Raw genomic sequence first — 18,293 nt, 5'->3', positions numbered from 1 at the left:
AAAAGGCCCGCTTGCGCGGGCCTTTTTCGTTTCACTCAGGGCGAATAGGTCGTTCGATTGCGGCCATTGTGCTTGGAGCTGTAGAGCGCCTTGTCTGCCTTGATCAGTGCTTCGCTGAGGTTTCCCTCCAGGCTCAGGTGCGCGAGGCCGAGGCTGATGGTGACGCTGGGGTGGCCGGGAAGGTCGGCGGTGGCCTCGCGCAGTTGCTCGAGCCGTGCCTGTGCCTGGTCGGCATCCAGGCCCCATAGGTAGAGGCCGAACTCCTCGCCGCCCAGCCGGGCGAACTCGAAGTCGCCCATCTGTTGCTTGATCGCCAGTGCGACGCGGGTCAGCACTTCGTCGCCGATGTCGTGCCCGTAGGTGTCGTTGACTCGTTTGAAATGGTCGATGTCGATCATCGCCAGGTAGCGTTGCTCGCCGTCCTCCACCAGGCGCTTGCCCACTCGCGCCATGAAGGAACGACGATTGGGGATCCCGGTCAGGGTGTCGATGTAGGCCTGATCCAGCAGCAGGCGGGCCATGGCGTAGTTGTGCAGCTTGGCCTGGCTGAGGTGGTGGAAGATGTACACCGTGAGGGCGCTGATGAAGACCGGATAGCAGATCAGCATGCTGTGTCGCACGTTGAACTCGGGCACGTTGCCCAGGAACGGGTTGAGCAGCAACCAGGTGATGGCCAGTACTGCGAAGAAGGCCGGGCGGTTCAGTGGTAGCACCGTCGCGCTGTAGAGCACGGTGGAGGCGCAGATCACCAGCCAGGCCTGGCGGACGTCACTGGGAATACCTTCGATCAGCAGGCGCGCGCCCCAGGCGAAGGTCACGACGAAGGCGAAGTTGATCAGGTAGAAATGCACTGCGCGGCGGGCCACTGCGGTCAGGGCAAAAAGGATGACGAAGGCTGCGAGGAACAGCAGCGAGATGTAGCTGAAGCCCTGGCCGGTCTGGAAGCTGACGATCAGGTCGAAGAGAAGCCAGATGCCGATGCTGACGCCGAATACCAGCAGGCTGAAGCCTTTGAGCCGCTCGAAGTCATGCTGGAGAAACTCGGCGCGCAGTTCAGGTGAAACGTGTTGCTTCACGACTTCCGATTCGATGGTCTTGAACATGAACGGTCCTGTACGGGTGCGGGATCGCTCGCGCGAGAATAGACGAACTCGGTTGCCCCCGCGCGGTGTCCGGCAGGTCGCGCGCGGGGGCTGGTCTCAAGGGTGCAGGGTGGTGCCGGCTCGCGCCCGCTGGTTGTCCAGCAGGAGTTTGCCCCAGGGCCGATAACGCACTTCGAAGACGGCACTGGCGTGACAGCCTGTGGAGACGCTGGACGGTGCGGCAGGCTCGGCGCGGAAGGCCTGGCCGGCTGCACTGGTCTGGCGGAAGGCTTCGCGGACGATGCCAACCGAGCAGGGTAGAGCGGCAGCGTACGCCTGGCGTACTCGCTCGGGCAGCGCGCCGGTGCCGGCGCCGTCCTGCCACCAGACCTGTACACCGAGGCTGGCGATTTCGCCCAGCCAGTCGCCGTATACCTGCGGCGCGAGCTTGCCGCCGGAGAATGCGCTCAGTTGCAGGGGGGCCTTCAGCTGAGCGGCGAAGTCCTTGAGCTGGCGTTGCAGGGCTTGTCGGCGTTCGGCGGCCTGGAAGTGCCAGTCGTCCAGTTCCATCGGCAGGTACCAGGCGGTAACGGGGAGTTTCCATTGCTCGCTCACTTGCCGTTGTTGCGCCAGGGAGCGGCCGAGCTGGTGCTGCCAGTAGGCCTCCAGGCCGGGTGTGTCCAGTTCGCTCTGGCGCTGGTAGTAGGCCGTGTCCATGTACAGGCCGAGGACCAGTTGCAGGCCGTTGTCGTGGGCGCTTTTCAGGGCATGTGCGAGCCAGCCGGTGGCGCCGCCGAAGTCGGAGTCGCCATAGGCGGTCCACTGCACGATCAGCGTCTTCGCGCCCTGGGCTGCGCTGGCGCGCCAGATCTGTTGCCACTGCGTCTCGCTGAGTGACGCATCGACGTTCAGCGGCTGATAGAACAGGCGATCGTCGGCCTGGGCAGCGAAGGCGGAGAGGAGCAGGGCGAGGGAGAGAATCAGGCGGCGCATCAGAAGTTCACCTCGAGTCCCACCAGCCAGCCGTTGGCCTTTTCGTAGAGATTGCCGGCCATGCCCAACTGGTATTCGGTGCGCACGGTGACGTGGGCGCGGTAGGTGTTGTAGCGATCCTCGCCGTACCAGTATTGCCAGCGCAGGCCAACGCCGCTGCGCAGGTCCTGGCGCCAGTCGTTGCTCGGGTCCTGCGTGGAGAACTCGGCAAAGCCGTAGGGCATGATCGTTTGCGGCGAATCCACCGGCAGTTTCCAGGTGTGGCCCTGCTGGTAGCGCGAGACCCACTGGTGGTCGCCGGCGTGGGTCCACCAGGCGAAGTCGGTGTAGAGGAAGCGTTCGTCCCAGTCGCTCTCGTCCACGCGCCAGTCGTTGCGGTACTCGCCCTGGTCGAGGAAGGAGGCCGTGGCACGCAGCAGGAAGTCGGTGGAGGTCTGGCCGTACTTGTCACGCTGGCGGGCGTAGCGCTCGAACTTCTCGGGAGTGCCGATCTCGTGCCAGCGGATGCCTTCGAAAGCGTCTTCGGCATCGCCGTCGTTCTTGATGGTGTTCTGCTTGTACAGCTCGCTGTAGAGATTGAGGTTGTAGTCGCCGAAGGGTTTGTAGCGCAGGCCGAAACCGGCGGCGAGGGTCTGCGTGTATTCCTTGCGCCCCTCGTTGCCGGCGATCGCCCGGCCATAGACCGAGAGGGTGCTGCCGTTGCGGGTCGGTTCATCGCCCAGCGCGTGGTCCCAGATGAAGGTCTGCAGGTTCTGCGATTGGGCGCGGCGTTTGTTGCCAACCTTGTTTTCGCCGATGGGTACGGCCACGGTGGTGATTCCTGCCGGCGACCAGGTACTGGCGATGGTCAGGTTGTCGCGCTGGGACAACGTCTGATGCGCACGGCGCTGACGGAAGCGACGGGCTTCGAGGCTGCCGTATTCGTCGTCGGCGGCCACCGGGTCCTGCTCCAGGTCGATGACCCGGCGCAACTCGCGGCGGGCGGCGAAGCTGTCCTCGGCCTCGTCGTAGCGCCAGGCCAGGGTTTCGCCCAGACGGAAGTCTTCCGGGTAGTCGCGGGTGGCGCGTTCCAGGTAGGGAATCGCAGTGCGCCGCTCTTGCGGCGTATCGGTGCCGGCCAGGCGCATGCCGTAGTCGGCGCGGAAGCGCGGGTTGTTCGGCTCGCGGCGTACCGCCTCGGCCAGCCAGAGTTTGCTCTGCTGCTTGTCGCCGGCCTTCTGGGCGCTGCCGGCGGCATTGTAGTAGTGCTGGCCGTTGGGCTCGTGTTGCAGGGCCTCGCGGTGCCGGGTGAGGCCCAGGGGATAGTCGCCACGGGCGTCGGCGATGTTGGCGCCCAGTGCCCAATCGTCCGCGCTGCCTTTCTTCGCCTGCTGCCAGTAGCGTTCGGCGCCGGCATTGTCGTTGGTGAGCAGGGCGGCGCGGCTGGCGGTGAGGCGGGCGTTGTCGTTGAGTTCGCTGGCGGGCAGGGCATTGAAAATGCGCAGGGCGCCGGCCGGGTCGCCGGCGGCTTCCAGTGCATAGGCCAGCGGCAGTTGGCTGTCCTTGTCGCCGTGGGCGATGGCGGCCTGGTAGTAGACCACCGCTTCGCCGGGGCGCGCGGGCATGGCGCAGCGGCCCAGGGCGCGCAGTTCGCCGGGGGTGTTGGAATCCGGGCTCAGGTAGCGTTGCAGGGCATCACAGCGCCCGGCTTCGGCCAGGCGACCGAGCAGGTAGCCGCGCGAGACCGGGTCGGCCTTGGGCAGCAGGGCCTCGATGCGGGCGATGTCCAGCGGCGTATCACTGCGCGCATGGATGCCGGCCAGGCGCTGCAGCAGCGTGGGCGGCAAGTTGCCGCCGCGTCGGTCGTAGGCGCTTTCCAGCAGTTGCTTGGCGCGTTCGGTGCGCCCGGCGTTGAGCGCCAGATAGCTGGCCTGGTCCAGCGCCTTGAGGTCGCCGGTCTGGCGGTAGCGCTGCTCCCACAGTGCGGCCGCTTCGCCGGTGCGGCCGCGGGCCTGCAGCAGCTCGGCGCGCTGGCGCACGGTATCGGGTGTCTGCGGCTGGCGGGATAGCCAGGCCAGGGCCAGGTCGGTGCGCCCCTGGCGTCGCCAGGAGTCCACCAGTTGGTCGCGGCGAGCGGTGTCCCAGGGTTCGGGCAGCCGGGTGTTTTCCAGCAGGTCGGTGGCCTCCAGGCGTTGGGCCAGGACCAGCCAGGTCTTCGGATCGTCAGTGGGCTTGCATTGCTGCAGCTTCGCCAGTGCCGCTGCCTGGTCGTGGCGTGACAACCATTCGGTGGTTTCCAGGCAGGGGCGGTTCTGCGCGTCGCTGAGCTGCGTTACCAGGGCCGCGTCACTGCTGTCGCGCGCGACTTCCAGTAGCTGTGCCTGGCGCGTCGGGTCGCGGCGGTCCTGCTCGGGCAGGGTGAGCAGCCAGCGCTTGGCCACTTCGGTCTGCTCGACGGCGATGGCGCGGTCGATGATCGCCAGCCGGGCCTTGCGTGCCGACTCCGCGTCCGGGGCCTGCTGGATTAGTTGCTCCAGCGGCTTTTCGTCCAGGCGCTGGGCATAGGCGTTGGCCAGCCGGTTCCAGTCCACGGCGGAGAGCTGGTGGGCAGCGGCCAGCGGCGCCAGCTGGGCGATGGTGGTATCCCAGTCACGCAGCTGTTCGGCCCAGTTCGCCCGCGCTTCGCGCAGTACTCGGCCGTCACTCCCCGGCGGCAAGGTGCCGAGCCATTCCAGCGCCTTGGCCGCGCCCTGGGTCTGGCCGAGCTTGAGGCTGTAGGCCTGCCACAGGCGCACACGCTCATTGGCATCGGCATGGGCCAGCCACTGGTTGACCTGCACTTCGGGCGGTGGGCCGTTCTCGATCAGGTCCAGGCGCAGGTTGGTCAGCGCCTCGGCGCCGGCATCGGTGCCGGCCAGGGCCTGGGCTTCCTTTTCCGCATCGGCATAGCGCTGTTGCTTGGCCAGGGACTGGATCAGCAGGGAACGCGCTTCGGTGTTGTTGGGTACGCGGTCGAGCAGGTGGCGCATCAGGCGTTCGACTTCCGCCCAGTTGTTCTTCTTCGCTTCCTTGTAGCCCTTGTCCAGGTAAGGGAAGCTGCGGAAGCGCTGGAATTCGCTGAGCTGGTCGTCGGCGGCCTGCGCCAGCGGAGCGGCGATGCTCGCCAGGATCAGGCCGTAAAGCAGGGTTTGTTGCGGTTTCACACGGCCTCCCGGGCAATGCGATAGGCCTCGTGCTGTTCGCTGGCCTGTTCCTCGAGTGCTTCTTCGAGCACCTGCTGGGTGATGATGCCGCGCTTGATCAGATGTTCGCCGAGGGAGTCCTGCTCGGGTTCGAAATCGATCAGGGCCTGGTTGAACAGGCTCGGCGGGACCATCCCGCGGACCTGCAGCAGGGTGCCGAACATCACCACATGTCCACAGAGGCGCTCCATCAGGGTTTCATCGCCGTTGCGCTGGCGGAGCGCGTCGACGATGGCGCGGGTTTCGTCGCTCTGGTGGCGCCCGCCATACCAGTGGCGCAGGCCGAGAGTGACGCGGCCCTGGGGAGCCAGACGCCCGCGCACCGGACGCTTGAGCTGGCGGCTGATGGCACCGAGGGATACCTGGCTGATCTGCTGTTCGCTGGCCAGCACCAGGGTGTCGCCCTCCAGGGCTACCGGCAGCACGGCATAGCGCAGCGCCAGCTTGCGCGGCAACGCTTCAATCAGCTTCGCATCGAGGGTGAAGGGGTTGAGCGGAGCCCATTCCTCGCCCAGTTCCTCGGCCAGGGTTTCCACCAGTTGCGTGCTGGTGATCAGCTCGCGCAGCAGCAGCTCGCGGCCCAGGCGCCGGCGCACGGGACTGGTGAGCGCCGATTGCAGCTGCTCCTCGGTGATCAGGCCTTTTTCCTTCAGGCGCTGGCCCAGCGGTGTGCGTTGCGGGCCGGCGAGGGCGGGGAACTCGTGGGTGGTCTTGTCCCACGCCACGCGGCGCGAGTCGCCCATTTCCATCACCTGCTTGAGCGCGCGCAGGTTGGCAAAGAAGTTGACGAAGTTGCTCCACATCATCCGCGGCGCCGACAGCAGCCCCTCGAAGATGCCGTAGAAACGGGTGACGAACCAGAAGCGCTGGAACAGCCGGTTGAGCAGCATCAGGCCGTTGAGGAACAGCAGCACCACCAGTAGCTGGCTGCCCTCGAGGATCGACGGGAAGCGCCAGGCGTTGGGCGACAGGGTGGTGATCAGCCACATGGTGATCAGCACCAGGAACAGCAGGTTGACCAGGAAACTCAGCAGGTAGGCGATCAGCCCCCGGCGGTCGCGCCAGAGGAAGTAGTTGAGCATCCCCTTGCTGCTCCAGCCCAGGTTGCGCGTGCCCTGGAAGACAATCCCGGTGATCCACCGGGACTTCTGGCGGATGGCGTGCTGCCAGGTGCGCGGGAAGTGTTCGCGCACGCAGATGACCTGGGAGAAGCGCCGGTCCATGCCCGGCACCCAGGTGCTTTTCAGCGCCAGCTGCGGGTCGGTGATGGAGTAGCGGGCGAAGATGCACTTCATGCCCTTCTGCTTGAGGCGGAAACCGATGTCGTAGTCCTCGGTGAGACTCTGCACATCGAAGGCGATGCCGTCGCCGTCTTCCAGCAGCGCGGCAATGGCGCGGCGGCTGAAGCAGGTACCGACGCCGGCGCTGGGCACCTGGCCGCTCAGCGCCTCGCGCACCGGCACATCCTTGCCGTGGTTCTCGGCGAACTCGTCGACATAGTGGCCGGCGGTGAAGCCGGTCCATTCCGGGGCGTAGGGGTAGACCGGGATCTGGATCAGGTCCTTGGCCGGCAGCAGGTAGTTGAACAGGCGCAGTTCCAGCGGCGAGATCACGTCCTCGGCGTCGTGCAGGATGAAGCCGGCGAACTCGATCTTCGCATCGGCCTCGAAGCGCAGGATGGCGTCGATGATGTTGTTCAGGCAGTCGGCCTTGCTGGTGGGGCCGGGGCGCGCGCAGACCACCTTGTGCACGTTGGGGTAGTGCAGGCAGACGGCATCCACGTCCGCCTGGGTCTGCGGATCGTTGGGGTAGGTGCCGACGAAGATCTGGTAGTTCTCGTAGTCCAGCGTCGAGGCCGCCAGGCGTGCCATCTCGCCGACCACGCCGACCTCGTTCCAGGCCGGCACCATGATTGCCAGAGGCTTCTCCGCGGCGGCGAAGAGGCGTTCCTCGTCGGCCCGGTCGAAGCGGTTGTAGATGCGGAAGCGCCGCACCAGCACACGGCCCCAATACACCAGGTCGATGAACAGGTCATCCAGGCCGAGCAGGAACATCAGCGCGGCCAGGATGATCGCCAGGTACTTCAGGGCATACAGGACGTAGGTGAGGATATCGACCAGTTCGAGGCTCATTCGAACTCGCTTGGCGTGCGTGATTCACCGAACCAGGACAGCAGCCGGGCGACGATCTTCTCGCTGGCGTGGCCATCCCCATAGGGGCTGAAGACCCGGCTCATCTGTTCGTAGACTTCTTCGTCGCGCAGCAGGTGGCTGGCTTCGCTGACGATGCGTCCGGTGTTGGTCCCCACCAGCACCACGGTGCCACCTTCCAGCACGGCAGGACGCTCGGTGACGCGGCGCAGTACCAGCAGCGGTTTGCCCAGTGCCGGGGCTTCTTCCTGGATGCCGCCCGAGTCGGTGAGGATGATGTAGGCGCGGTCCATCAGCCAGACGAAGTTCTGGTAGTCCTGCGGGGCGATCAGGTGGATGTTCGCCTTGTCCGAGAGCAGGCCGTAGACGGCGTTCTGCACCTGCGGGTTGAGGTGCACCGGGTAGACGAAGTCGACGTCGGGGAAGCGCTGGGCCAGCTCCGCCAGGGCCTGGCAGATGCGCTCGAAACCCTTGCCGAAGTTCTCCCGGCGGTGGCCGGTGATCAACACCACGCGGCGGTCGCCGGTGAACCTGGCCAGCGGTGAGTCGGGCGCGGGTTTCCAGTCGGTCTCGTGCAGGTGTTCGCGCATCCACAGCAGGGCGTCGATCACGGTGTTGCCGGTGACCTCGATCTGGTCGATGTTCACCCCTTCGCGCAGCAGGTTGTCGCGCGAGGCCTTGGTTGGCGGGAAGTGCAGGTCGGCGATCACCGCGGTGAGGCGGCGGTTGGCCTCTTCCGGCCACGGCTGGTGGATGTTGCCGGTGCGCAGGCCGGCCTCGACGTGGCCTACCGGAATCTGCCGGTTGAAGGCGGTGAGGGCGGCGATGAAGCTGGTGGTGGTATCGCCGTGCACCAGCACGATGTCCGGGCGGTGGCGGTCGTAGCTGTCGTCCAGCTTGCCCATCATCTGCAGGGACAGGCTGTTCAGGGTCTGGCCCTGGGTCATGACGTCGAGGTCTTCGTCGACCTCCAGTTCGAAGGAGTTCAGCACTTGCTGTAGCATCTCGCGATGCTGGCCGGTGGAGCAGATGCGCAGCTCGATTTCCGGGGTACGGCGGAGGACGCGGGCGAGGGGGGCCATCTTGATGGCTTCCGGACGGGTGCCGAAAACCATGGTGACTTTGTACTTCATCAATTGCTCCTTGGGCGCACCCTTGTGAGGCCGCCTTCGGTTTCCAGGTGGGATTTTTCCAAGGGCAATGAAAGTCGCTCAACTCCGGGCTGTCCAGCGCCAACTGGTGTTGCCAGTGATACAGGTCAGGTACATTGACCTTTTCAGGGCTTTTGTCGCTCGGCTGAAGGCCGCGTCGCCATTGGGCTGGCGCCGGTTTGCCGGCAGCGTTGAGAAAAACTGTTGATGAATTTTTCGAAGAGGCGGGTCGGCCGATGCTCAGCGCTGAACTGAAGGCGTTCTACCGGGTTGCCAGGCTGGGCAGCATCACCCAGGCGGCGAAGAAGCTCGGCCTCAGCCAGCCGACCGTGACCACCCAGATCCGCAACCTGGAAAGCCAGTACGCGGTGGAGCTGTTCTATCGCGGCGGCCGGCGCCTGACCCTGAGCGACGAGGGCGCGCGCCTGTTGCCGATGGTCGAGGCGCTGCTGCAGCAGGAAGCCGACATCGAGTTCTACCTGCGCAACTGCGGGCAGATGCAGGGCGCCCTGCGGATCGGCGCCACCTCTCCTTATTATGTGCTCGGGCTGATCAAGGACTTCCGCGAGCGCTTCCCGCAGATCGAGGTGTCGGTGGAGATCGGCAATTCCCAGCAGGTGCTCGAATCGCTCATCGAATGCCGGGTCGACCTGGCCGCCTCTTCGCAACAGGTGGATGACGCGCGCCTGACCCGCGTGGTGCTGGGCAGCGATCCGCTGGTGCTGGCAGTGCACCGCAGCCATCCGCTGGCGGCCATGCAGTCGGTGAACCTCGGCGACCTGCGCCAGCATTGCCTGCTGATGCGCGAGGCGGGTTCGACCACCCGCCAACTGACCGAGGCGATGTTGCAGCAGGCCGGAGTGGTACCCGCCTCGGTGCTGGAAATCGGCAGCCGTGAATCGATTCGCGAGGCAGTGATCCGCAACCTGGGCGTAAGCATCATTGCCCGCCAGGAAGTGCCCGATAACCCCCAGCTGTGCGTACTGGAGATCAAGGGCGCGAGCCTGATCGACGAGTACCTGTATTGCCTGAAGGACCGGCGGCAGGCGCGGTTGCCGAGCGCGTTCCTGGCGTTGGCGCAAGCGTAGGAACCTTTCGCTGGAGCGAGCCGGCTTGTTGCCGTGTGATGCGTCGAGCGGCAACGGCGGGAGGGGGCGGCAAGGAAATCGGTTGCCGCTTTGCCGCCTTTTGCCGCTCCTTGCCGCCCTTGATGGCTGCTCAAGCCATTGAATATAAAAGAAATAGATGTTTGGCACGCACCTTGCTGAAGTGTTGGCAAGCCCACACCGGCAAACAGGTTCGCGACCATGAGCATCAGCTTCGACAAAGCCCTCGGCATCCACCAGCAAGCACTGAGCTTCCGCTCCCAGCGCGCTGAAGTGCTGGCCAACAACCTGGCCAACGCCGACACGCCCAACTACAAGGCGCGTGACCTGGACTTCGCCTCGGTGCTCGCGGCGCAGTCCGACAAGCTGAAGAACGGCACCTTCAGCACCGCCCTGACCAACGCTCGCCACATCGAGGCGGATGGCCTGGCCATGGGTGACGAATCGCTGAAGTACCGCATTCCGAACCAGCCCTCGATCGACCAGAACACCGTGGATGCGCAGATCGAGCAGGCCAACTATGCGGAGAACTCCGTGCAGTTCCAGGCCTCCTTCACCTTCCTCAACAGCAAGTTCAAAGGGCTGATGAACGCCCTGCGCGGAGAGTAATCATGTCCCTCGCCAGTGTCTTCAACATCGCCGGTACCGGCATGAGTGCCCAGACTACCCGTCTGAACACCACCGCTTCGAACCTTGCCAACGCCGAGAGCGTGTCCTCGAGCATCGACCAGACCTACCGTGCCCGCCATCCGGTGTTCTCGGCGATGCTCAACCAGGCGCAGGGCGGCAGCGACCAGGGTTCGCTGTTCGGCGAGACCGACCAGGCGGGTTCCGGCGTGCAGGTGCTGGGCGTGGTCGAGGACCAGAGCCCGCTGGTGCCGCGCTACGAGCCGAACCATCCGGCGGCCGACAAGGACGGCTACGTCTATTACCCGAACGTGAACGTGGTGCAGGAGATGGCCGACATGATCTCCGCCAGCCGTTCCTTCCAGAGCAACGCGGAAATGATGAACACCGCCAAGCAGATGATGCAGAAGGTCCTGACCCTGGGTCAGTAAGCGCAGAGGACGCCCCATGAGCATCAATACCGACAACAGCACGAGCTCGATCCTGTCTTCGCTGAACGCAGGGTCCAAGAACTCGTCGTCCACCACCGAGACCGGCACCAGTGCGCTGGGCAAGGATTCGTTCCTGCAACTGCTGGTCACCCAGCTGAACAACCAGAACCCGCTGGACCCGCAGGACAACACCGAGTTCGTCTCCCAGCTGGCGCAGTTCAGCAGCCTGGAGAGCATGCAGAACCTCGACACCACCCTGGGCACCTTCTACTCCTCGTTCCAGTCCTCGCAGGCGCTGCAGGCCTCGTCGCTGGTCGGCCGCTCGGTGATCGTCAACTCCAGCAAGGTGCAGGTCGACGACCCGTCCGCTGGCGTCAAGGGTTCGCTGGTGATGCCGTCCAAAGGCGATGGCGTCACGCTGAAGATCTACGACGACTCCGGCGACCTGGTCCGCACCGTCGACATGGGCAGCCAGAAGGCCGGCAACATCGATTTCACCTGGGATGGCAAGGACGACAGCGGCGAGCTGGTGGGGGCTGGTTCCTACACCGTCAAGGCCACCGCGACCCTGGACGGCACCAGCACCGCCCTGACCACTTACCTGCCGGCCACGGTCAACAGCGTCACGCTGGGCCAGAACGGCGGGGAAATGACCCTGAACCTGGCGGGCATCGGCGCCGTTTCCGCCTCCAGCATTCAGACCATCGGAAAATAACGCCGCGTTTCGGCACAGGAGCAACACATGTCTTTCAACACCGCCCTGAGTGGACTCAACGCCGCGTCGATGGACCTGAACGTCACCGGCAACAACATCGCCAACGTCGGCACCACCGGCTTCAAGTCGTCGCGCACCGAGTTCGCCGACCTCTATGCCTCCTCGATGCTCGGCACCGGCCGCATCGCCGTGGGTAACGGGGTGGTCACCCAGTCCGTCTCGCAGCAGTTCACCCAGGGCAACCTGAGCACCACCGGGCGCAGCCTGGACCTGGCGGTGAGCGGCAACGGCTTCTTCATGACCAGCGACAACGGCAGCCGCGTCTATACCCGCAACGGCACCTTCAACACCGACGCCAGCGGTTACATCGTCGATGGCTCGGGCAACCGCCTGCAGGGTTATGGCGTCAACGCCAACGGCAGTATCGTCAATGGCGTGATCACCGACCTGAAGGTCGATACCGCCAACCAGCCGCCGAGCCCGACTTCGAAGATCACCTCGACCCTGAGCCTGAACTCCAACGCCACCACGCCCAAGACCACGCCGTTCGATGCCACCGACTCGGACAGCTACAACTGGTCGACCTCCGTGGACATCTACGACTCCCAGGGCAACTCGCACACCATGACGAACTACTTCGTCAAGGACGCCGCCAACAACTGGAGCATGTACACCCTGGTCGACGGCCGTAACCCGCAGACGCCGACCAGCACTACGCCGCTGAGCAGCGACATCACCTTCAATAGCGCCGGCCAACTGACGGGCATCACCTCCACCGGCATGACCGTCAACGCCGACAAGACCATGACCCTGACGGGCTGGACGCCGGCAGCTGTCACCGACTCCACCACCAGCCCGGTGACCTGGGGCGCCAACGGCGCGGCGGGGGCGACCGGCGGCATCAGCATCGACCTGACCAAGACCACCCAGACCAACGGCTCCTTCGCCGTGACCGCGGTGACCCAGGACGGCTACGCCACCGGCCAGATGTCCGGCCTGTCTTTCGCCCAGGACGGCCAGATGTACGCCACCTACACCAACGGCCAGTCCAAGGTGATCGGCCAGGTGGTCCTGGCCAACTTCGCCAACACCCAGGGCCTTACCCCGGTAGGCAACACCGGCTGGAAGCAGTCGCTGGCCTCGGGCGAGGCGGTGATCGGCACGCCGACCTCCGGCACCCTCGGCGCGGTGGGCTCGGGCACGCTGGAGGAATCCAACGTCGACCTGACGGCGCAGCTGGTGAACCTGATCGTTGCGCAGCGCAACTACCAGGCCAACGCCAAGACCGTACAGACCGAGAGCACCATCTCCGACACCATCATCAACCTGCGTTGATCCGTGCTTTGTGGTCGACGGTCAATTCGGTGCTGGGTGAGGCGGAGGCTGCGAGTGCTTGGGTCATGCCCCTGGCTAGGTGCTCATGGGAAGAAAGCCCTCATCGCGGAGATAGCTGACATAGCGCTCGACTAGCCGGACGGAATCGACGGTCAGGCTGACACCGAGACTTTCGAGTCTGTCGAGGGTGCGGCACTGCTGTACCGGTGTGTCGTGCCAGGTCAGGTCGCCCGTGTAGAAGTCGCGCAGCAGCGCCAGGCCATTGGAGGGATCGATGGTGGCCAGGCGCTTCTGCCACTGCCCTGGTGGTTCCGCTCTAGCCACCAGACCCTGGTTGCCGAGCATGGCGAACCAGTCGGCTTGTGGTATCACCTGTGGACTCTGCAGGTTGAAGACCTCCAGCCCTTCACGGGGATGCAGCGCGAGCGCGCTGATTGCCCGAGCAAGCACATCGACCGGCGTCATCTCGATGACCTGGCCGGTGGCCGGGTAGGCACCGAGCTGAATACAGCCCTGGTTGAACAACCAGAAATGATTGTTCCGGTAATTGCTGTAGCCGCTGTGACTATCTCCGGTGACATTGCCGACCCGTAAGATGGAGGCGGGCAGCCCATGCTGTTGCGCGCACGCGGCAATTCGTTGCTCGCCGACCCACTTGCCCAGCAGGTAACCGTTGTCCGTTGCTGGGGGAGCGTTGACGATACTTTCGTCGACCTGTTGCACGCCTTCGAGGAACAGGGGGACGGACATGGTCGAGAGGAAGCAGATCGGCTTCATGCGGACCGCAAGGGCCAGGCGTAGCAACTCCTGCGTGCTCCCCACGTTGGTTGCCTTGAGGCTGTCATAGCTATGCAGATGATGAACCTGCGCTCCGCAGTGCAGGATCGCCTCGGCGTCACTGGCCAGGCGCTGCCAGATGGATGCATGCAGACCCAGGCCAGGCAGCGACAAATCGGCCGGCAATACCTCGACGCGGGAGAAGTCGATGGCAAGATTGGCCATGCGGGCTTCGTGCTTCAGACGGTCCAGGCCCGCGGCCGGTGTTTTACAGCGTTGCAGGCAGAAGACACGCCGAACGCGCCGAGCCAGTTCGTTCAGCAGGTGGATGCCGACGAAGCCACTACTACCGGTGAGCAGCACGGAATCGATCGCAGCCGCCTCGACCTCCCGCCAGATCGGCAAGCGCTCGGGTGGGGCGGGCAGCGGTTCGACGGCATCGGCGATGGCGCGTTCGATATCGCTCTTGCCGCCGCCGCTGACCAGGCCCTCGATAGTCGGCGAGTGATAGAAGGCCGGTAGGGTGAAGTCGAGGCCGGTTTCGCAGCGAACCCGCTCGTGCATTCGTATGACGAGAATCGAGTTGCCGCCGAGGTGGAAGAAGTTGTCCTCGCGGCTGACATCCTGCAGTTGCAACAACTCGCACCAGATGGCGGCGATAGTCGTCTCGATTCCCGCGCGTGGCGGCTCGCCTCTGCACTCGCTCATGGGAGTGGGCAAGGCTGAGCGGTCGACTTTGCCCGAACCCGACAGCGGCAGGGCTTCCAGTCGGACATAGCGGGCCGGGAGCATGTAGCCCGGCAACCCAGCTTCCATGTGTCGTCGTAGCGTTTCTTCGTCGAGGGCCGCATCGGGCTCCGCTATATAGTATGCGGCCAGGTAACGCTGCTCGTTGGCGCCGCAGACCGTGCACACGGCACTCCGTATGCCGGGTTGCGCGGCCAGCCGGCCTTCGATTTCGCCCAGTTCGATACGGAAACCGCGTAGCTTGATCTGCGCATCATTGCGACCCAGGTACTCAATGCTACCGTCTGGAAGATAGCGGCCTAGGTCGCCGGTCCGGTACATGCGCGCATAAGGCTTTCCGGCGAATGGGTCGTCGGTGAAACGGCGCAGGCTGAGTTCGGTGTCGCTCTGATAGCCACGCGCCAGGTTATCCGAGCCGATGTACAACTCACCGACGGCGCCGAGCGGGACGGGTTGCTGCTGAGCGTTAAGCAGGTACACCCGATACTCCGGCAGGGGCTTGCCTAGAATCCGTACGGGGCCATCGGCTTCGATCTGCCCGCAGGTTGCCATGACGGTAATCTCTGTCGGGCCATACAGCGATAACAGTCTTGTCCGTGCCGCCCACCAGCGGGCGCAGCCTTCCTCCAGCGTATCGCCGCCGAATGCCAGTATTCGCAGATCGGGCAGGGCTTGTTGCGGCAAGCCTTGCAGCAGTACCGGGGCGAGAATGGCATGGGTGACTTTCTCGTTCACCAGCAACCGATGCAGCGCCGCCGCTTTCTGCCGCGTTGCCTCCGGAACTATGACCAACGTGCCGCCGTGCAGAAGGGCAAGGAAAATCTCCAGCACGCTGGCGTCGAAGTTGATGGACGCCACCAAGGTACTGATGCAGGGTGGCCCGTATTCGAGCGGTCCGGCCGCACCATCGATCATGCGCACCACGCTGTGGTGTTCGACCAGCACCCCTTTGGGCTTGCCGGTCGAGCCCGAGGTATGGATGACGTAGGCGAGCGTTCCCGGCTCGACCTCAGGAAGCGGCCGTGGCGCTGCGGTGGCGAGCTCGGTAGGGTTGAGGATGCGTAGATGCTGCAGGTTCGCCGCGGTGAGCCCGGCCTTCCCTTGAGCATCGGCAATGCAGGCGCTAAGCGAGCAATTACTGGCGAAGTGTTGCAGTCGCTGCGCTGGGTACGAGGCGTCGAGCGGAACATAGGCACAGCCGGCCTTCAGCACTCCCAGGATGGCGGCCACGAGATAGGGGCCCTTGACCATGGAGAGGCCGACGCAGGCGCCCGGTGAGATATGTTCCAGCAGGCCGCTGGCGATCCTGTCGCTGATGCGGTGCAGTTCGACATAGCTCAGGGGTTCATTGTCGAAGCGCAGCGCGACGCGGTCGCCGAAGCGGGCGACGACCGCAGCGAAACGATGGGGAATGGAGGCCGGCATAGCGTTCATCGGAAGGCCGCGGGCGAGCTCCGTCAGGCGTGAACGCTGCCCTTCATTCAGATAGGGCAGTTCCCCGACCAGGGCGTCAGGCGTACTGGCGGCGGCTTCGATGAGCGCCTCGAACACTTCCTTCATGGCTTGCATCGAACGTTCCGTGAAGAGCGAAGAGTCGTATTCGATGCGACCGTCGATTGCGCCGTTGGCGTTCTGGTAGAGGATGGTCGAGAGGTCGGTTTTGGAGGTCTTTGACGGCAGTTCCTCGATCTCGACGCAACCCTCGCCGATGCGTCCGTTCAACTCGATGCCGCTTTGCAGGCTGAACAGCACATTGACCGCGCCGATATCGCCGATGCCGGCTTCGTAAGGCGTGGCGAGCAGGTGTTCGCGGTCTTCGAGCATCTGTACATGCACGGCTTTAACCAGGTCACTCAAACGCTGGCGAGGGTCGATCGGTTGGCGCATCACGGCCATCGACACGAGCATGCCGTAGAGTGTTTCGCTGCCCGGCACATCGCGACCGGCCTGGGGGTATCCGCTGACGGATATGGCTTGCCCGGTCAGGCGCCAGAGCCACAGCAGGTGCAGTGCGAAGAGCACTGGGGACAACGTGGTTCCTTGTTCCCGCGCGATAGCTTGCAGGGCTCGGCTGTGGTCGGGTGTGATGTGCAGCGCGAGCGTGTGGTTGGCATCCGCCTGGCGCGTGTTGCTGTCCTGCGGGAAGTCGGTTCGCAGCGGTACGCTGTCGAGCTTGTGGAGCCAGTAGGCTTCGGCGCGGGCGTAGAGCGGCGACTGCTTCGAGCGTGCCTGCCAGGCGCAGTAGTCGAACCAGTTCAAGGGTTGCTCCGAAACCGCTCGGCCCTCGTAGAGCGCAGTTAGCTCTTCCCGAAGCAGCTTGAGAGACCAGCCATCGAAGAGTGCGTGATGAATGCCGAAGAGCACGGTGCAGGTACCGCTCTCGATGTTCAGCAGCAGCCGGGCGCGCCAGGCTGGCGCCGTATCGGGGGCAATGGGGATGCTGCGCCAGGCTTCAAGCTGCGTGGCGATGCTTTGCGTCGTGGCGCTTTCGATGGCAATGATCGGCCGCTCAGTTGCGCCAACTACCAGACGGAGCTCGCCGCTCACGTCCGTGAGCCGTGCCTTGAACAGAGGGTCGCGGTCGAACAGCCGGATCAGCGCCGTGTGCAACGCCAGCGGGTTCACCTCGCGGCTGAAGTTCAGGCGCACGATGATGTTGTAACTATTGTCCGAGGGGCAATGCCGTGTGCGATGCCAGATCGCCTGGACGATGCCGCTTGCCACGTCCACGCCCTGCAGGGCGTGGACGTCGGAGAGCAGCGTGGGCAGGCGGTCGCTTCCCGGGTGCGCATCGCGCAGTGTCTGGCAGAAAGCTGCAAAGCCGGGGTGGCTGAGCAGCAGTCCCGGTTTGACGTTCGTGCCCAGCGTGGCACCGAGCCGGCTGCAGGCGAGGGTGGCGAGCAGGGAGTGTCCGCCCGCCTCAAGGAAGTGGCTGCGTTCATCGATGGCCTGTTCCTCAAGTCCGAGCGTGGCTGCCCACACCGAGCGGACGGTACTTTCGAGCGGGTCCATATCAGGCACCGCCGTTTGCGTGACGGGGACGCCGGGTGCGGGCAGGCGTGCGCGATCGATCTTGCCGTTCAGGGTTAGCGGCCAGATTGGAACGGGAATCAGGAACGCGGGGATCATATAGCTCGGCAGGAGAGTTTCGATGCTTCGACGCAACTGGGCCGGGGTGAGTCCTTCGGCCGTGTACCAGGCGACGAGTGCCAGGCTGCCTTGATGTTCCTGCGTGCCAATGTACACCGCGCTGACTTCGGGCAGGGCCGCGATCACATGTTCGACTTCGGCGATTTCGATGCGGTAGCCGCGCACTTTCACCTGGAAGTCGCCGCGCCCGAGAAACTCGATATCGCCATTGGGCAAGAAGCGTCCCAGGTCGCCGGAGCGGTACAGGCGTCCGCGGGCATCGGGAGTATTCAGGAACTTCTGTGCACTCAGCTCGGGACGTCCGAGGTAGCTGCGGGCGACCGAGGCGCCGCCAATGCAGATTTCACCGATGCCACCCAGCGGTACCGGTTGTCCGTGGTCATCGAGCAGATGAATGGCATAGCCGGGCAGGGGGCGTCCCAGTTGATTGGCCAGCTTGTGGTTGCCGAAGGTGTTTTCGGTCGCCATCACGGTGGTTTCGGTCGGGCCATAGATATTCGACAGCCGCAGAACGGAGGACCAGAAGCGCACGGTGTCGTCGTCGCAGGCTTCGCCCCCGCAGAGGATGGTGTTCAGCTCCGGCAGTGGCCGTCGCGGCAGGAGTCGGAGCACGGCGGGCGGTAGAAAGGTGTGGCTGATGTGTTCGTCGCCGAGGAAGGCGAACAGCGCGGCCGGATCGGATCGGATCTGCTCCGGGGCGATGATCAAGGTGCCGCCGTGGGTCAGCGGGTTGAAGATTTCCAGCACACTGGCATCGAAGTTGACCGAAGCGAATTGCAGCCAGCGTGTGCCGGGGCCTCGCTCGTAA

At 64.7% G+C, this 18,293-nt stretch carries 11 protein-coding genes; 5 read left to right on the top strand and 6 right to left on the bottom strand.

Annotated features, from left to right (window positions below; translation table 11 throughout):
- Positions 1-35: 35 nt before the first annotated feature.
- The 5 genes from RS899_RS17840 to wecB all read right to left on the bottom strand — a co-directional run bounded on the left by RS899_RS17840 (position 36) and on the right by wecB (position 8,579).
- Positions 36-1,103 carry a GGDEF domain-containing protein gene (locus RS899_RS17840; protein ID WP_054907255.1) on the bottom strand — a complete coding sequence of 356 codons (1,068 nt, stop codon included), beginning with the start codon at positions 1,101-1,103 and terminating at the stop codon, positions 36-38.
- A 96-nt stretch (positions 1,104-1,199) separates the two neighbouring features.
- The gene (locus tag RS899_RS17835) at positions 1,200-2,075 is read right to left on the bottom strand and encodes a DUF4434 family protein (protein WP_315807712.1); all 876 of its coding nucleotides are present in this window, start codon (positions 2,073-2,075) and stop codon (positions 1,200-1,202) included.
- Complete coding sequence (locus RS899_RS17830; protein WP_315807711.1) at positions 2,075-5,257, bottom strand: NfrA family protein; 3,183 nt, start codon at positions 5,255-5,257, stop codon at positions 2,075-2,077. The genes RS899_RS17835 and RS899_RS17830 overlap by 1 nt, the downstream gene beginning before the upstream one ends.
- Positions 5,254-7,428 carry a cyclic di-3',5'-guanylate-activated glycosyltransferase NrfB gene (gene nrfB / locus RS899_RS17825; protein WP_315807710.1) on the bottom strand — a complete coding sequence of 725 codons (2,175 nt, stop codon included), beginning with the start codon at positions 7,426-7,428 and terminating at the stop codon, positions 5,254-5,256. Before nrfB ends, RS899_RS17830 begins: the two co-directional genes overlap by 4 nt.
- On the bottom strand, positions 7,425-8,579 hold the full coding sequence (wecB, locus tag RS899_RS17820) for a non-hydrolyzing UDP-N-acetylglucosamine 2-epimerase (RefSeq protein WP_233299545.1): 1,155 nt from the start codon (positions 8,577-8,579) through the stop codon (positions 7,425-7,427). The genes nrfB and wecB overlap by 4 nt, the downstream gene beginning before the upstream one ends.
- Before the next feature lie 254 nt (positions 8,580-8,833).
- Here wecB and RS899_RS17815 point away from each other — a divergent pair, with 254 nt between their 5' ends.
- The 5 genes from RS899_RS17815 to flgE all read left to right on the top strand — a co-directional run bounded on the left by RS899_RS17815 (position 8,834) and on the right by flgE (position 12,811).
- Complete coding sequence (locus RS899_RS17815; protein ID WP_054907260.1) at positions 8,834-9,685, top strand: LysR family transcriptional regulator; 852 nt, start codon at positions 8,834-8,836, stop codon at positions 9,683-9,685.
- Between the two features lie 219 nt (positions 9,686-9,904).
- Entirely contained in the window at positions 9,905-10,312 is a 408-nt protein-coding gene (flgB, locus tag RS899_RS17810) for a flagellar basal body rod protein FlgB (protein ID WP_024764913.1), read from the top strand.
- A 2-nt stretch (positions 10,313-10,314) separates the two neighbouring features.
- On the top strand, positions 10,315-10,761 hold the full coding sequence (gene flgC, locus RS899_RS17805; protein ID WP_024764914.1) for a flagellar basal body rod protein FlgC: 447 nt from the start codon (positions 10,315-10,317) through the stop codon (positions 10,759-10,761).
- A 16-nt stretch (positions 10,762-10,777) separates the two neighbouring features.
- Positions 10,778-11,476, top strand: a complete 699-nt coding sequence (flgD, locus tag RS899_RS17800) for a flagellar hook assembly protein FlgD (RefSeq protein ID WP_054907262.1) — start codon at positions 10,778-10,780, stop codon at positions 11,474-11,476.
- Positions 11,477-11,503: 27 nt separating this feature from the next.
- Positions 11,504-12,811, top strand: a complete 1,308-nt coding sequence (gene flgE / locus RS899_RS17795; protein ID WP_315807709.1) for a flagellar hook protein FlgE — start codon at positions 11,504-11,506, stop codon at positions 12,809-12,811.
- A 75-nt stretch (positions 12,812-12,886) separates the two neighbouring features.
- Here the strand turns inward: flgE and RS899_RS30875 are convergent, their stop codons facing one another.
- A complete protein-coding gene (locus tag RS899_RS30875; protein WP_409978024.1) occupies positions 12,887-18,232 on the bottom strand; it encodes a non-ribosomal peptide synthetase in 5,346 nt (1,781 codons plus the stop codon).
- Between the last annotated feature and the right edge of the window lie 61 nt (positions 18,233-18,293).

The sequence above is a fragment of the Pseudomonas sp. C9-3 genome (assembly GCF_032392015.1).
GTDB classification, from domain to species: domain Bacteria; phylum Pseudomonadota; class Gammaproteobacteria; order Pseudomonadales; family Pseudomonadaceae; genus Pseudomonas; species Pseudomonas nitroreducens.
This window is presented reverse-complemented; position numbering and strand designations above follow the sequence as displayed.

Excerpts from the sequence above, each read along its gene's own strand:
- wecB (WP_233299545.1), bottom strand. The coding sequence starts at position 8,579 with ATGAAGTACAAAGTCACCATGGTTTTCGGCACCCGTCCGGAAGCCATC.
- RS899_RS17815 (WP_054907260.1), top strand. The coding sequence starts at position 8,834 with ATGCTCAGCGCTGAACTGAAGGCGTTCTACCGGGTTGCCAGGCTGGGC.
- flgE (WP_315807709.1), top strand. The coding sequence starts at position 11,504 with ATGTCTTTCAACACCGCCCTGAGTGGACTCAACGCCGCGTCGATGGAC.
- flgC (WP_024764914.1), top strand. The coding sequence starts at position 10,315 with ATGTCCCTCGCCAGTGTCTTCAACATCGCCGGTACCGGCATGAGTGCC.
- nrfB (WP_315807710.1), bottom strand. The coding sequence starts at position 7,428 with ATGAGCCTCGAACTGGTCGATATCCTCACCTACGTCCTGTATGCCCTG.
- flgD (WP_054907262.1), top strand. The coding sequence starts at position 10,778 with ATGAGCATCAATACCGACAACAGCACGAGCTCGATCCTGTCTTCGCTG.
- RS899_RS17835 (WP_315807712.1), bottom strand. The coding sequence starts at position 2,075 with ATGCGCCGCCTGATTCTCTCCCTCGCCCTGCTCCTCTCCGCCTTCGCT.
- RS899_RS17840 (WP_054907255.1), bottom strand. The coding sequence starts at position 1,103 with ATGTTCAAGACCATCGAATCGGAAGTCGTGAAGCAACACGTTTCACCT.
- flgB (WP_024764913.1), top strand. The coding sequence starts at position 9,905 with ATGAGCATCAGCTTCGACAAAGCCCTCGGCATCCACCAGCAAGCACTG.